The sequence below is a fragment of the Sporosarcina sp. UB5 genome, assembly GCF_050859005.1.
In the GTDB taxonomy this organism is placed as follows: Bacteria; Bacillota; Bacilli; order Bacillales_A; family Planococcaceae; genus Sporosarcina.
Genome location: NZ_CP125984.1, coordinates 945,720 through 959,280, shown reverse-complemented (window position 1 = coordinate 959,280; position 13,561 = coordinate 945,720). Strand labels below are relative to the sequence as shown.

The 13,561-nt window shown below is 48.0% G+C and carries 16 protein-coding genes; 11 read left to right on the top strand and 5 right to left on the bottom strand.

The window, feature by feature from the left end:
- Positions 1-73 precede the first annotated feature (73 nt).
- On the top strand, positions 74-625 hold the full coding sequence (locus QM454_RS05150; protein WP_432362440.1) for a hypothetical protein: 552 nt from the start codon (positions 74-76) through the stop codon (positions 623-625).
- A gap of 11 nt (positions 626-636) precedes the next feature.
- Here the strand turns inward: QM454_RS05150 and QM454_RS05145 are convergent, their stop codons facing one another.
- On the bottom strand, positions 637-1,296 hold the full coding sequence (locus QM454_RS05145) for a phosphatase PAP2 family protein (protein ID WP_432362437.1): 660 nt from the start codon (positions 1,294-1,296) through the stop codon (positions 637-639).
- An 86-nt stretch (positions 1,297-1,382) separates the two neighbouring features.
- Here QM454_RS05145 and QM454_RS05140 point away from each other — a divergent pair, with 86 nt between their 5' ends.
- Positions 1,383-1,946, top strand: a complete 564-nt coding sequence (locus QM454_RS05140) for a glycerol-3-phosphate acyltransferase (protein ID WP_432362435.1) — start codon at positions 1,383-1,385, stop codon at positions 1,944-1,946.
- 57 nt (positions 1,947-2,003) lie between these two features.
- The gene (gene ytxJ / locus QM454_RS05135) at positions 2,004-2,330 is read left to right on the top strand and encodes a bacillithiol system redox-active protein YtxJ (protein WP_432362432.1); all 327 of its coding nucleotides are present in this window, start codon (positions 2,004-2,006) and stop codon (positions 2,328-2,330) included.
- A gap of 16 nt (positions 2,331-2,346) precedes the next feature.
- On the opposite strand, the gene QM454_RS05130 is transcribed toward ytxJ, so the two are convergent.
- Complete coding sequence (locus QM454_RS05130) at positions 2,347-2,592, bottom strand: hypothetical protein (protein WP_432362430.1); 246 nt, start codon at positions 2,590-2,592, stop codon at positions 2,347-2,349.
- Between the two features lie 146 nt (positions 2,593-2,738).
- Between QM454_RS05130 and QM454_RS05125 the strand changes: the two genes are divergently transcribed.
- The 3 genes from QM454_RS05125 to QM454_RS05115 all read left to right on the top strand — a co-directional run bounded on the left by QM454_RS05125 (position 2,739) and on the right by QM454_RS05115 (position 5,606).
- Complete coding sequence (locus QM454_RS05125) at positions 2,739-3,800, top strand: fatty acid desaturase (RefSeq protein WP_432362428.1); 1,062 nt, start codon at positions 2,739-2,741, stop codon at positions 3,798-3,800.
- 73 nt (positions 3,801-3,873) lie between these two features.
- Complete coding sequence (locus QM454_RS05120) at positions 3,874-5,004, top strand: sensor histidine kinase (protein WP_432362426.1); 1,131 nt, start codon at positions 3,874-3,876, stop codon at positions 5,002-5,004.
- A complete protein-coding gene (locus QM454_RS05115) occupies positions 5,001-5,606 on the top strand; it encodes a response regulator (RefSeq protein ID WP_432362423.1) in 606 nt (201 codons plus the stop codon). Before QM454_RS05120 ends, QM454_RS05115 begins: the two co-directional genes overlap by 4 nt.
- Here QM454_RS05115 and QM454_RS05110 read toward each other — a convergent pair.
- Entirely contained in the window at positions 5,599-6,165 is a 567-nt protein-coding gene (locus QM454_RS05110; RefSeq protein ID WP_432362420.1) for a hypothetical protein, read from the bottom strand. The two genes, QM454_RS05115 and QM454_RS05110, sit on opposite strands and share 8 nt — an antisense overlap.
- Before the next feature lie 119 nt (positions 6,166-6,284).
- Between QM454_RS05110 and kynU the strand changes: the two genes are divergently transcribed.
- From kynU to kynA, 3 genes are read left to right on the top strand one after another with little or no spacing between them, the layout of a single operon-like run.
- Complete coding sequence (gene kynU / locus QM454_RS05105; RefSeq protein ID WP_432362417.1) at positions 6,285-7,556, top strand: kynureninase; 1,272 nt, start codon at positions 6,285-6,287, stop codon at positions 7,554-7,556.
- On the top strand, positions 7,553-8,185 hold the full coding sequence (gene kynB, locus QM454_RS05100; protein WP_432362415.1) for an arylformamidase: 633 nt from the start codon (positions 7,553-7,555) through the stop codon (positions 8,183-8,185). The genes kynU and kynB overlap by 4 nt, the downstream gene beginning before the upstream one ends.
- Entirely contained in the window at positions 8,182-9,000 is an 819-nt protein-coding gene (gene kynA, locus QM454_RS05095) for a tryptophan 2,3-dioxygenase (RefSeq protein WP_432362412.1), read from the top strand. Before kynB ends, kynA begins: the two co-directional genes overlap by 4 nt.
- A 728-nt stretch (positions 9,001-9,728) precedes the next feature.
- On the opposite strand, the gene QM454_RS05090 is transcribed toward kynA, so the two are convergent.
- Positions 9,729-10,232 carry a hypothetical protein gene (locus QM454_RS05090; RefSeq protein WP_432362410.1) on the bottom strand — a complete coding sequence of 168 codons (504 nt, stop codon included), beginning with the start codon at positions 10,230-10,232 and terminating at the stop codon, positions 9,729-9,731.
- A 209-nt stretch (positions 10,233-10,441) separates the two neighbouring features.
- Between QM454_RS05090 and QM454_RS05085 the strand changes: the two genes are divergently transcribed.
- Positions 10,442-11,752 (top strand): D-serine ammonia-lyase, encoded by a 1,311-nt coding sequence (locus QM454_RS05085; protein WP_432362407.1) that lies wholly within the window; start codon positions 10,442-10,444, stop codon positions 11,750-11,752.
- A gap of 95 nt (positions 11,753-11,847) precedes the next feature.
- On the opposite strand, the gene QM454_RS05080 is transcribed toward QM454_RS05085, so the two are convergent.
- Positions 11,848-12,588, bottom strand: a complete 741-nt coding sequence (locus tag QM454_RS05080; protein ID WP_432363861.1) for a YqcI/YcgG family protein — start codon at positions 12,586-12,588, stop codon at positions 11,848-11,850.
- A 119-nt stretch (positions 12,589-12,707) separates the two neighbouring features.
- Between QM454_RS05080 and QM454_RS05075 the strand changes: the two genes are divergently transcribed.
- On the top strand, positions 12,708-13,559 hold the full coding sequence (locus tag QM454_RS05075) for a dimethylarginine dimethylaminohydrolase family protein (protein ID WP_432362404.1): 852 nt from the start codon (positions 12,708-12,710) through the stop codon (positions 13,557-13,559).
- Positions 13,560-13,561: the final 2 nt, after the last annotated feature.

Genomic DNA, 13,561 nt, shown 5'->3' with positions numbered 1-13,561 from the left:
CTTATAATGAAACTATTCGAGTCACTCAATCGTACACAAGATAGGTAGAAAATAAAATGGGAGGGTGGTCACAATGAATAACTTGTTTACGAAACAGAGTTTCATCGGATATATCATTAAGATTGCCGGCGCTGTTGTAATTGGATGGGGAGTCATCCAAGGAATCTTCTCGTTATCGCTCATGGTGCAAATGGGCGGCCATCATATGCATGGTGATTGGGGAGGAATGCATTATGGGGGCGGGGTATCGGGTACTGCCTTATTTGCTTTCCTCGGCATTATTGCAACGCATTTCCTGTATGGTTTGTTAATCATCGGATTCGGAGAAGTAATTGATACGTTGCAGAAAATTTATTTTCGCATGGATCCTGTAGCGAAGCGGCAATGGGATGAAGAGCAGAGAGAGAAGGAAGCTGCCGTTCCTAAGGCAGAGGTGCCGTTTTGGGTGGAGCAGGAAGTGAAAGGGTATTACGAAAAAATGCAATCGACCGTTCAGTCAGTCGAAAAGACGAGTGATCCATACGTGTTCAAAATTACAGTGGATGAGCGCGTCGAATATATGGAAGTAGGGAACTTTGAGCCGCGAATTTTATCCGATGAGGATGCGTCGAAATTTATGGAATGAAAAGCGCCTCGTCATTGTTTGGCGAGGCGGCGTTTCTTCCGTTTCTGGAATTGGACGAACAGGAAAATCGTTAAGGTGAGCCAAAATGCGCTTGCAAACATACCACCAAGGATGTCACTCGGATAATGGACACCGAGATAAATGCGACTTATCGCAATCATGCTGAACATGAAAATCGCGAAAGCTACTAAGGCGATTCTTCCCGCTGTCGACCGGATACGGCGCCAAAGTAAAATTGCGAACAGTGCATAAAGGCTGAACCCCATCATGGCATGGCCGCTCGGGAAACTGTATCCGCCAATTTCAGCGAGCCGATGGAATTCAGGCCGGTCCCGTTTGAAAATGAATTTCAAGGTTTGATTCAACACGATCGTCCCTATCATCGCAAAGAAAAAGAAATAGGCTTGGCTCCTTGCGCGCAGCCCCCATAGTAAATAGGCGGTCATTGCAATAATAAGAACCATGACGACTTTCGTGGAGCCGATAAATGTGAAAGCGAGCATAATAGATGTCAGCCACGACGCTTCTAAGCCTTGGATGGCATCGATAATTGACCTGTCAAAGCCAATGATCATGCCACTGAGAATCGCAATGACAATGAACGCAAAGGCGCTTCCGAATAAAACAGATAAACTAATGGCCACGGAGAGGCGAATTCGTGATTTCTTCAACTAGATCATCCTTTCTTCTGCGACATATTGTACAGGAAAAGACGTGACGCTGCATATAGTGAAGTGGAAAAGGGATGTGGATAGGTATGGTAGTAGTTCTATTGCTTATAGTCGCCTATTTTGTCGGAAATTTGCTGATGGCAACCGTCATCGGGAAAAAGATGTATCGACAAGATATTCGATCGGCAGGAAGTGGAAACCCAGGCGCGCGGAATGCAGGAAGGGTGCTTGGCAAAACCGCATTCCTATTGGTCTTTTTAGGTGACGCGTTAAAAGGGGCCATTATTGTCTTATTTGCCAAATCGATGGGGATGGACGAATGGCTTCAACTCATGTGCATCTTTGCTGTCATGGCGGGTCATATTTTTCCGGTCATTTATAAATTCCGTGGCGGGCAAGGAGTATCGACATTCATCGGTGGGATGCTGGCTTTCAACCCACTCGTTGTCGCCTGTTTTGTTGTTGTATTCCTTGTTTTTTATCCATTCCTAAAAAACTTCAGCCTTGTCGGATTAAGTGCAATGGCACTGTCACCGCTTTTCCTATTTGCATTGACGAAGGAATGGCCACAAACGGTAGCCGCCATCCTCGTCGTTGCTTTTCTATTATTCGCCCACAGGAAAGATTTAATTAGCGTCGTAAAGGGGTAATAAGATAGTAAGTCGTATATGGGAAGGCCTATCACGAAGGGAAAGGAGATAACATCAATGAAAGAGATCCAATCCATGGAAGAATGGGAGCAAGTTCGGAATCAATCTAGGAAAGAACCCATCTTCTTCATGAAGCATAGCTCAACGTGCCCGGTAAGCGTCGCGGGGTATCGGGTGTTTGACAAGTTCGAAACAGATATTCCGAAATACTATTTAATTGTCCAAAGAAGCCGCGCGCTGTCAAATGAAGTCGAAAGTAAATTGGGCATTCGGCACGAAAGCCCGCAGCTCTTGTTAATAAAGGGCGGCGAAGCGGTATGGCATGCAAGCCATTACGGAATTAGTCAATCCAACATTACGTCAGCCGTCGAAGCAAACGGGTAAAAGGTGCAGGCATCTCTTAACGAGGTGTCTGTTTTTTTATTTGCGCGTCCAAAGTGAAGCGCCCCGCGTCCAAAGCAAGCCACTCCGCGTCCAAAGTGAAGCATTCCGCGCCCAAAGTGAAGCATTCCGCGCCCAAAGTGAAGCATTCCGCGTCCAAAGCAAGCCGCTTCGCGTCCAAAGTGAAGCATCCCGCGTCCAAAGCAAAGCATTCCGCGTCCAAAGTGAAGCATCCCGGGCCCAAAGTGAAGCGTTCCGCGTCCAAAGCAAGCGCATCCTCAACCACACATTGTGAACACATTCACAATAAATGACACTTATCATATGCAAAGTCATGACGTTCATCTATTCTGCGCAGCCTGTCCATCCTTTAGTATGAATTATAAGGAAATTTTCGGGGAGGCGTTTACAATGAGCAAGGAGAAAACGATGCAGTTGCACAAAGAAGTTGCACCTTATGCGAAGTCGGACTTGAAAAAGAGTGTCATTCAACTGATGAATACAGTTCCACCTATATTTTTACTTTGGTTTTTGGCGTACCAAAGTTTGTCGGTATCGATATGGTTAACAATCGGAATTGCCGTCATTGCAGCGGGCTTTGTCGTACGGACATTTATCATTTTCCACGACTGCACGCACGGTTCATTTTTCAAGAATAAAAAAGCGAATGACATTGTCGGTACGATTACCGGGATCCTCACATTGTTCCCGTACGAAAAGTGGAAACGTGAGCATGCAATTCACCACGCGACAAGCTCGAACCTCGATAAGCGGGGCGTCGGAGACATTTGGGTCATGACAATCGAAGAATACGTCGAAGCATCAACTTGGCAACGATTTATGTACCGCTGCTACCGAAATCCGCTCGTCATGTTCGGACTCGGACCGATATATTTAGTCCTCATTATAGGGAGGATCAACCGGAAAGATGCACGTCGAAAAGAACGAATGAACACGTACTTGACGAACGTCGTTCTCGTCGCGCTCTATTCGATCATCGTATTGCTCGTCGGCTGGCAGTCGTTCCTTATCGTGCAAGGCTCGATCATGTTTGTCGCGGCGGCGCTTGGCATCTGGCTATTCTACATTCAACATACATTCGAAGATTCCTATTTCGAAGAGGAATCCGAGTGGGATTACGTGAAAGCGGCAGTGGAAGGTAGCTCGTATTACAAATTGCCAAAAGTTCTTCAATGGGCGACCGGCAACATCGGCTTCCACCATGTCCATCATTTGGCACCGCGTGTTCCAAACTACAATTTAGAATTAGCACATGAGTCAACCCCGCCACTTCATATGGCAACGACAATTACGATTAAAACGAGCTTAGAATCGCTCCGTTACAAACTATACGATCCTAACAATAAGCAGTTTATTACGTTTAAAGAAGTGAAAAATGCGGTTAAACGGGCCACGCCAAGCATTGATTTGAATGAATTAAAAGTGAAGCAAACAAGCTTTGACAGTAAATGATAAAATGCAGCCGCCTTTCGATGAGGTGGCTGCATGTTTTTGGTATAATGGAAGGAACAGGGCGGTGAAATCGATGCAAAAATGGTACAGTATTTTCCCGAAAAATCGGTGGCTCAGTATTTATGCATGGGCCGTATTTTGCTTGTTGCCGTTCTTCTTCATCTTCCGGTCATGGTCGGCAATTGAAATTTCAGTCGGCATCGGGTTATTAGTACTATTCTTCATCTCCTATTTCTTTTCATTCAAATCGAAGAGCGGTCTCGTCTATATGTGGATCAGCTTTGAAATTGTCATTAATATCGTCATGACCCTCTTATTCGGTTACGTGTACTTATCGATTTTCACTGCGTTTTTCATCGGGAATATTAGGTCGACAGTTGGCTTTTTCATCATGTACGGTTTACATATCTTGTTCACGGTGAGTGCGATTGTCGCAGGCTTTTTCTTGGAAATCGATCTGTTCTTGCCGCAATTCCATTTCATCCTCATTACAGTAATCGGTGTCATCCTGCTTCCGTTCAATTTATACAACCGTAGCAAGCGGGAAAACCTTGAAGACCAGCTAGAGGATGCGAAGGAACGTATTTCCGAACTCATGCTACTAGAGGAACGTGAACGGATCGCAAGGGATTTGCATGATACGCTCGGGCAGAAATTGTCGATGATTGGACTGAAGAGCGATTTGGCTCGGAGGTTGATTCCAAAAAGTCCAGAAGAGGCGGAGCGAGAACTAAATGACATTCGTCAAACGGCAAGCACGGCACTAAAGGAAGTACGTGAACTTGTAGCGAATATACGTGCAACAAGGCTTGTCGATGAAGTGCTGCGCGCCCGCCAAATTCTTGCTGCCGCGGAAATTGAATTGAGAATTGAAGGGGACCCGGCTGTGACGAATATTCCGTCGAACGTCGAGAATGTCCTCGGTATGTGCCTGAAAGAGTCGGTGACGAATGTTGTGAAGCATAGCGAAGCGACAGTTTGCTATGTCATTTTCAAGCAGGAAGACGATGAAGTGTCCATCGTCGTTCGTGATAATGGCAAAGGAATGAAGGATAGGAAGTCAGTCGGTACAGGCATAAAAGGCATGCGGGAACGGCTTGAATTCGTCAACGGCTCGCTTGAAATTAATGAGGAGCGCGGGACGACGTTGACGATCCGTATGCCGGTCGTCATTACACATCAAGTGGAGGAGGGATTGTCGTGATTCGAATTGTCATTGCAGAAGACCAAGGCATGATGTTAGGCGCACTTGGCTCCCTTTTAAATATGGAAGACGATATGCAAGTTGTCGGAATGGCGCGGAACGGGGAGGAAGCAGTCCACCTCGTGAAGGAACAAAAGCCCGACATTTGCATTATGGATATCGAAATGCCGGTCATGACCGGATTGGATGCAGCGGAGGAACTCGTCGGAATGGACTGCAAGATCATCATCTTGACGACATTCGCGCGGGCAGGCTATTTTGAGCGCGCACGAAAAGCCAAAGTTCGCGGTTACTTATTAAAAGACAGTCCAATCGAAGAGCTCGTCAACTCCATCCATGCCATTCAAGATGGACGTCGCATTTACGCACCCGAACTCGTCGACATCGCGTACGAGGACGCCTCAGAAAATCCTTTGACTGAACGCGAAAGCCAAGTGCTCGGACTTGTTGCGGAAGGAAAGACGACGAAGGAAATCGCGGGTGAGCTGTTTTTAACGCCGGGAACGGTTCGAAATTACATCTCCGTCATCCTTGAAAAGCTCGAAGTCGGCAACCGAATCGAAGCGATTTCGCGGTTCAAGGAGAAGGGATGGTTTAAATAACATGTAGCAGGTGAAGGGGGAGTCCCTTCGCCTGTTTTTTATTTGGAAATCGCGTCATTGAGCGGCCCGCGTCCAAAGTGAGGGTTCGCGCGTCCAAAGCGAGTGTTCGCGCGTCCAAAGCGAGTGTTCGCGCGTCCAAAGTGAGTGGTCGCGCGTCCAAAGCGAGTGTTCGCGCGTCCAAAGCGAGTGTTCGCGCGTCCAAAGTGAGTGGTCGCGCGTCCAAAGCGAGTGTTCGCGCGTCCAAAGCGAGTGGCTCCACGCTCAAAGTGAAGCGTTCCGCGCTCAAAGCAAGTGTCCCCGCGCTCAAAGCGAGCCGCCCCGCGCTCAAAGCGAGCCGCCCCGCGCTCAAAGCGAGTCGTCCCGCGCTCAAAGCAAGTGTCCCCGCGCTCAAAGCGAGTCGTCCCGCGCTCAAAGTGAAGCGTTCCGCGCTCAAAGCAAGTGTCCCCGCGCTCAAAGCGAGCCGCCCCGCGCTCAAAGCGAGTCGTCCCGCGCTCAAAGTGAAGCGTTCCGCGCTCAAAGCATGCCGCCCCACGCTCAAAGCGAAGCGTCCCGCGCTCAATGCAAGGCCTCCCACGCTCAAAGCAAGCCACCGCACGCCTAAAAAGTCCACAAATTCAGAATATCCACACCTCCGCCAATATGCTATGCTTTTCATAGCGATACAAAAGGGGGATCTGTATGACACATCACACACTTTCACACGCACAGGAGCGCGACCGGCAAGACGCACTCGCTTCTTATCGAAACGAATTTTACATCCCGGCCAACACGATATACATGGACGGCAACTCACTCGGTTTATTGTCGAAACGTGCAGAGCGCACGCTGCATGAATTGCTAGATTCATGGAAAACGCTCGGCATCGACGGATGGACGGAAGGGGAGCATCCGTGGTTTTACTTATCCGAGCAAGTCGGGGAGAAAATGGCGCCGCTCGTCGGGGGATTGAAAAGCGAAGTCATTGCGACCGGCTCCACGACAACAAACTTACATCAGCTTGTTTCAACATTTTATAAGCCTACCGGCAATAAAACAAAAATCCTCGCCGATGAATTGAATTTCCCGTCGGACATTTATGCGCTCAAAAGCCAGCTTCAGTTAAAAGGCTATGATCCGGATACGCACCTCATCCGCGTCAAAAGTCGCGACGGCCGTTATTTGCACGAAGACGACATCATCGCGGCAATGACCGATGACGTGGCGCTCATCGTCCTACCTTCAATTCTGTACCGAAGCGGGCAAGTGCTCGATATGCAAAAGTTGACGAAAGCTGCGATTGAACGGAACATACCAATCGGCTTCGATCTTTGCCATTCAATTGGCGCAATCGGGCATTCGCTCCACGACTGGGGAACGGATTTTACATTTTGGTGTACGTATAAGCACTTGAACGGAGGACCAGGGTCCGTCGGCGGCTTGTTCGTCCATGAAAAGCATTTCGGCAAAATGCCGGGGCTCGCAGGCTGGTTCGGTTCGAAAAAGGAGTCGCAATTCGATATGGACCATACGATGGATCCGGCGACAGATGCAGGAGCCTATCAAATCGGAACGCCCCATGTGCTAAGCCTCGCGCCGGTTATCGGCTCGCTCGATATGTTCGAGGAAGTCGGCATTGCAGCAATCCGCGCGAAATCACTCGAATTAACGGGCTATATGCTTGAATTGATTAAACAAGAACTGCAAGGATACCGCTTCACAATCGGCAATCCGGTCGACGAAACACGTGGCGGTCACTTACTGCTCGAGCACGAAGAAGCGGCTCGCATTTGCAAGGCGTTAAAGGAAGACGGCGTCATACCAGATTTCCGTGCTCCAAACGGCATTCGGCTCGCACCCGTCGCTCTTTACAATTCATTTGAAGACGTCTGGCATACTATACAAAAATTGAAAGTTATTATGGACGAAAAACGATACGAAAAATTTGAGAATAAAAGGGGTGTTGTCGCATGACGGGTGAGTGGATTGATATTTCGCAGCGGCTGCATAACGGAATCGCCGAATGGCCGGGGGATACGCCGTTTTCCTACGAAGTCCGATTCCTGAAAGCAGACACCGGTTCCGTCAATATCGGAAAGATGACGACGAGCATGCATATGGGAACGCATATCGATGCGCCATTCCACTATGACGATAACGGACTGAAAGTACATGAACTGCCGATCGACGTGTATATCGGAAAGGCTCGCGTCATTGACGTTTCGGGGCTCAAAAGCGTCGGGCGCTCCGATTTGGAAGAAATCGACTTCGGCGAGGTGGAACGTGTTTTATTGAAAACATTAAGCCGCCCGGACCCGGATGTGTTTCCGGAAACATTTACGTTCCTACGACCAGATGTCGGCCCTTTATTAAAGGAACGAGGCGTAAAACTCATCGGAGTCGACACACCATCCGTCGATCCGGAGCATAGTAAAACACTCGATGCCCACCATTCATTGCATGACAATGGTGTACTCATTTTGGAAAATATCGTCCTTGAAAATGTCGAACCGGGAGACTATGAACTAATTGCATTGCCGCTACCAATTGAAGGCGGCGACGGAAGTCCGGTGCGCGCGGTCGTTAGGAGGTGGCCATCATGACTGAAAAAGGGATTCATACAGACTTCCGGGACGATATGACGTACGGAGAATATTTACGGCTCGATAAAGTGCTCGCAAGCCAAGAACGATTGTCCGGCCACCACGACGAAATGCTATTCATCATCATCCACCAAGTGAGCGAGCTGTGGATGAAGCTCATCTTGCACGAGCTAACTACGGCAATCGAGTTAATAGAAAAAGATGAACTGCCGGAAGCGTTCAAAATGCTCGCGCGCGTCTCCCGGGTACAGACGCAAATTATCCAAGCATGGGACGTTCTCTCGACGTTGACACCTGCCGAATATATGGAGTTCCGCGAAAGCCTCGGTCGTGCATCAGGCTTCCAGTCGTACCAAAACCGTCTAATCGAGTTTGCGCTCGGCTACAAACAGCCGCATATTTTGAAAATCTACGAGAAAGACACCGAGCTCAGCCATCAGTTAAAATCCGCCTACGAAGCACCGGGCATTTACGACGTCGCCATCCGCGCACTGTCCCGCGCCGGATTCCCAATCACCCCGGAACTGCTAACACGCGATTTCTCTGCCACATACACAGGCGATCCGACCGTTGCATCCGCATGGCTCGAAGTGTACCGCGACGTCGACCGCTACTGGGACTTGTACCAGCTCGCCGAAAAGCTCGTCGACATCGAAGACAGCCACCAGCAATGGCGCTTCCGTCACATGAAAACAGTAGAGCGAATCATCGGCTTCAAAACCGGCACCGGCGGCTCATCTGGTGTTAACTATTTGAAAACCGTCCTCGACCATAAATTCTTCCCTGAACTATGGGACGTCCGGACGAAATTGTGAATGAAGCAAGAGGCTGTCCAGTTGGAAGGCCTCTTTTTTTGAATCGCGTCTCAAGTGATTGTGTGAGCATCTAACCTCCGCGAATCACGCATAAAACGAAAACTCCACGCATAACTTCCGCGATTCACGCATAAATCTCAAACTCCACGCATAACCTCCGCGAATCACGCATAAACCTCAAACTCCACGCATAACCTCCGCGAATCACGCATAAATCGAAAATCCCACGCATAACTTCCGCGAATCACGCATAAATCGCAAACTCCACGCATAACTGCCCGCAATCACGCACAAAACCCCGCCATACACTTAAGCGGGGCCTCGATCTTCTTTTTTATTATCATCTGCAACAGCGAATGCCTGACAACGGTCTACTCGACAGTGTCTAACCTGATATAGTTCTTCGTCGCAGCAATCACACTACATTGTAATGCCAAATAACGGAGTGCCCTCTTCCATAAACAGTTGAGATAGCAATGAACCCGTCGAAATGACTACACATCGACTGTAGGAACCCCTCCCCGAACCGTTGTGGCTCATTGTCCCAACTTTGAAACCGGCAATACCGTTTCGTAGTAAACTGCCGACCTATCATCGTCGAATAGGGGAACGAAATGATTCCTCCCGCAAACACTAATTGAACTTTCGAAGGTCTTCCTTACCAATATAGTGTTCGACGACCGTTCTGATGACTGGAAAAATAAATCCGCTGCATCATCTGCAAAAATCTAGTCGCTGAGAAGAGATAAAGCACATGGACGTGTTGCACGATTTCTCGTTTCCATTTGCAAAAGCGCATTTGTTGCAACGAGTGTACCATCTCCCTTCCAATAAAGTTCTCGACAAGATGCATACGAAGAAATTGGAGCTGCACGAGCGGGGATGAAAAACGAAGGGTAGGGAAGTCCATCGTATGTGACGGAATCTTCATTTTTGTGAATCAACCCGAGGCTCGCCAAATGATATCCGTTTTTGCCAACGCGAAAAAGCAGGTCATAACCAAGGAGTGTATCCGTTGGAAGTTGCCCATACATATGCACGACGTGTATGAACAAACGATGGCCTGCTCGTATTGATGTTGTTTTCGTGGCGGTGTCAAGCGGAATAAGCGTGTCAAGAACATAAATGGCAGCGTCCACCTCGACAGGGCGGTCCGTCGCCATCCAAATGGCGACAGAATCCGTATTTACCCGCCGTAACATCGGCCCTGCTAAAATCCCCGCACTCTCCATGCAAATCACCACCATCACTGACGTTATTACTACTAGCGTATTCAGTCCGAGTGATGGTGGTGTGTGCGAGGGGAATGGGGTACGCTAATGAAGTTACGATTGGCGATCTGCCTACTCTGAAATTCAATTAAATGCTACAAGTTGTATAGCTAAAAAAGAGCAACTGCATGCTATAATGTGTGTGATTCTTTAAATGGAGGTCGATGACCGTGAATGAAACCGAAAAGGCAAGATGGATCGAAAAACTACCATTACTGCAACAAATCATCGAAAAACAGGAAGTGCTCTGGCGAAACCCGTTGAACGGTGACAGTTTAACAGGCATTGCTCAATCCGGCATTACAGAAGCGGACGTAAAGGACGCAAGCGATCGGTTGAAACGGTTTGCTCCGTACATTGAAACAGTGTTTCCTGAGACAGCCGCGTCAAATGGCATTATTGAATCACCGATCACTGCGATCCCGAAAATGAAAGAAGCGCTCTCTGCTACATATGAAACTACAATCTCAGGGGAATTATTGTTAAAACAAGATAACGCTCTCCCGATATCGGGCTCCATTAAGGCGCGTGGCGGCATTTACGAAGTGTTAAAGCATGCAGAAACGCTTGCCTTAGAACATGGTCTCATCCAAAAAGACGAAAACTATGCGAAATTTGCGGAGCCAGAATTCCGTAATTTATTCGCGAAGCATAAAATCGCTGTCGGATCGACGGGAAATCTCGGTTTAAGCATTGGCATCATGAGCGCGAAGCTAGGTTTCGATGTGACCGTTCATATGTCCGCAGATGCGAAGCAATGGAAGAAAGATCTTCTTCGTGAAAAAGGTGTAACAGTTGTTGAATATGAAGACGATTATAGCAAAGCAGTGGAGGAAGGCAGACGCCAGGCAGATGCTGATCCGCTCTGCCACTTCGTTGATGATGAAAACTCGCTCGACCTTTTCCTCGGCTACGCCGTTGCAGGCGAACGAGTCGCAGCACAATTAACAGAACGCGGCACAATAATCGATGAAAATAATCCATTATTTGTCTACTTGCCTTGCGGGGTAGGTGGGGGACCGGGTGGCGTCGCTTTCGGACTAAAGCTTCAATTTGGCGACAACGTCCATTGCTTCTTTGCTGAACCGACGCATTCACCTTGCATGACAATTGGTATGATGACGGGCTTGCATGACGAAGTGTCCGTTGCAGATTTCGGTCTCGACAACCAAACCGCAGCAGACGGTCTCGCAGTCGGGACAGCATCTGGATTCGTTGGCAAAAAGATGGAGCCACTTCTTGAAGGCTGCTACACAATTGCCGACGAAACGATGTTCAAATTATTAACGATGATTGCTGATACGGAAGACATCCGCCTCGAACCGTCAGCATTGGCGGGAATGACAGGTCCAATCCAGGCAATTAACAACGAAGTACCAAAATCCGACTCCTCATCCGCAGTTCATCTCGTCTGGGCAACCGGCGGCAGCATGGTGCCTGAAAACGAAATGGAGAGCTATTACGGAATGAGCAGGAAATAATCGACCTATTTCCCGGGAAATCGACACGCTTCGGGAAATATTTCGTCAGTAATAGAGAAAATAAAAGGGACCGATCATTCGGTCCCTTTTGTCATTCAGTCATTTTTCAACTCTTTATGCGAAAACGGGCATTTCCCAACAATCGGTTCGACATCATCACCGATGAAAAACTGCTTCCATTCATTATGTGTCGGGTCACCGTAATGGCTAATATCCGGATGCTTCGGCAATTGATCCCACACTTCGACACGTTCACGCACTTTTTCCCTCGACATAATACCGCCCGGTTCCGTACCCTTTAACCCTTCAAAAATACGTCGAGGTTGAAAGCCAATCACCATCGATTTCCCTAAGTCTCTTGTCTTCCGTTGCTTATAGGCAGGCGCATTCCCGAACACGAAAATCGGCTCGCCGTTGAAGTGAAAGTCCCACAAATAATGATCAGGATCACGTGGGCTGTCAGCTGGCCACTCTACGTCATCGACATCGTGCAAGTATTGCAGAATGTCCCAAAATTGCTTTCGGTACGACTCCAAATCACCTTCCGTCTCAAAAGGTTCCACGAAGACGAACAGCCCATGCCGCTTATGTTTCGGATTATCGAATAGCTTCAAAAAGGCTTGAAGTGCTGAAGGTAAGTTCGACCAATCATTTTGTAAAACATACGCATACCGCAATTCACCTTTCAATTGGCCACCCAAGCCGAAATAACATGGAAACGTCTTATCCGTCACCGTTTCATGGAACGTCCGATAGCTTTTTAATAGCCAATCAGGCAAGTCACTCTTTATTGCAAAGTCTTCTTTCGACAACAACGTATTTGTCTTTTCGTTAATCAATCAATTTCCCCCAATCCTTAAGTAGTTATCCATTCGGTAGGGAACCTTAAACGACTGGTTTAGTTTGAACGGAAGAGGGAATAATTGCGTGGAGAAAAGATATGGAGGATGAAACAATGAGTTCCCCTGTGGACGATCAATCAAAAACGAACTGCACTACAGAATATGATTCATTAAAGCGAGTCATTCTTTGCCAGCCAAAGTTTATGGCAATTGAAGATGTCATTAACGACACACAAAAGGAATATGCAGATGAAAACATTAATGTGGAGTTAGCGATGAAGCAGCATCGGGAATTCGAAAAGCTGCTCCGTGAACATGGCGTGGAAGTGATTAAGTTACCTCCATCCAAACATTTTCCTGAGCAAGTATTCACGCGTGACATTGGCTTTACGGTTGGTGAAGATGTGTTCGTCTCCGAAATGGCAAGCGACATTCGAAAAGGAGAGGAAGAGGAGCTTGAGGAATTTCTTGAAGACGAGAATATTCCTTACCAGACGACGGTCGATCGTGTCGAAGGGGGAGACGTCATTATCGATCGCGACAAAGTGTACGTCGGCATTAGCAGCCGCACGTCCGACGACGCTGTCCGCAATTTGCAACGAAATTTACCAAATTACAACGTCATCCGCGTACCGTTCAATGAAAAATATTTACACCTAGATTGTGTATTCAACATCCTATCGCCCGAAATCGGCCTCATCTTTCCAGAAGCTTTGTCAGCAGACATGGTCGAAACACTTTCCCAAACATATAAGCTGATTGAAGTATCTGCAGAAGAGCAATTCACGTTAGGTACAAACGTCTTATCGATCGGAGGCGGCAAAGTATTCAGCCTCCCGCAAAATGAACACGTCAACACCGCCATGCGTGCCCACGGATTCGAAGTAATCGAAGTCGACTTCTCCGAAATTATTAAATCCGGCGGCTCCTTCCGATGCTGCTCCATGCCGCTCGAACGCGACTGAAC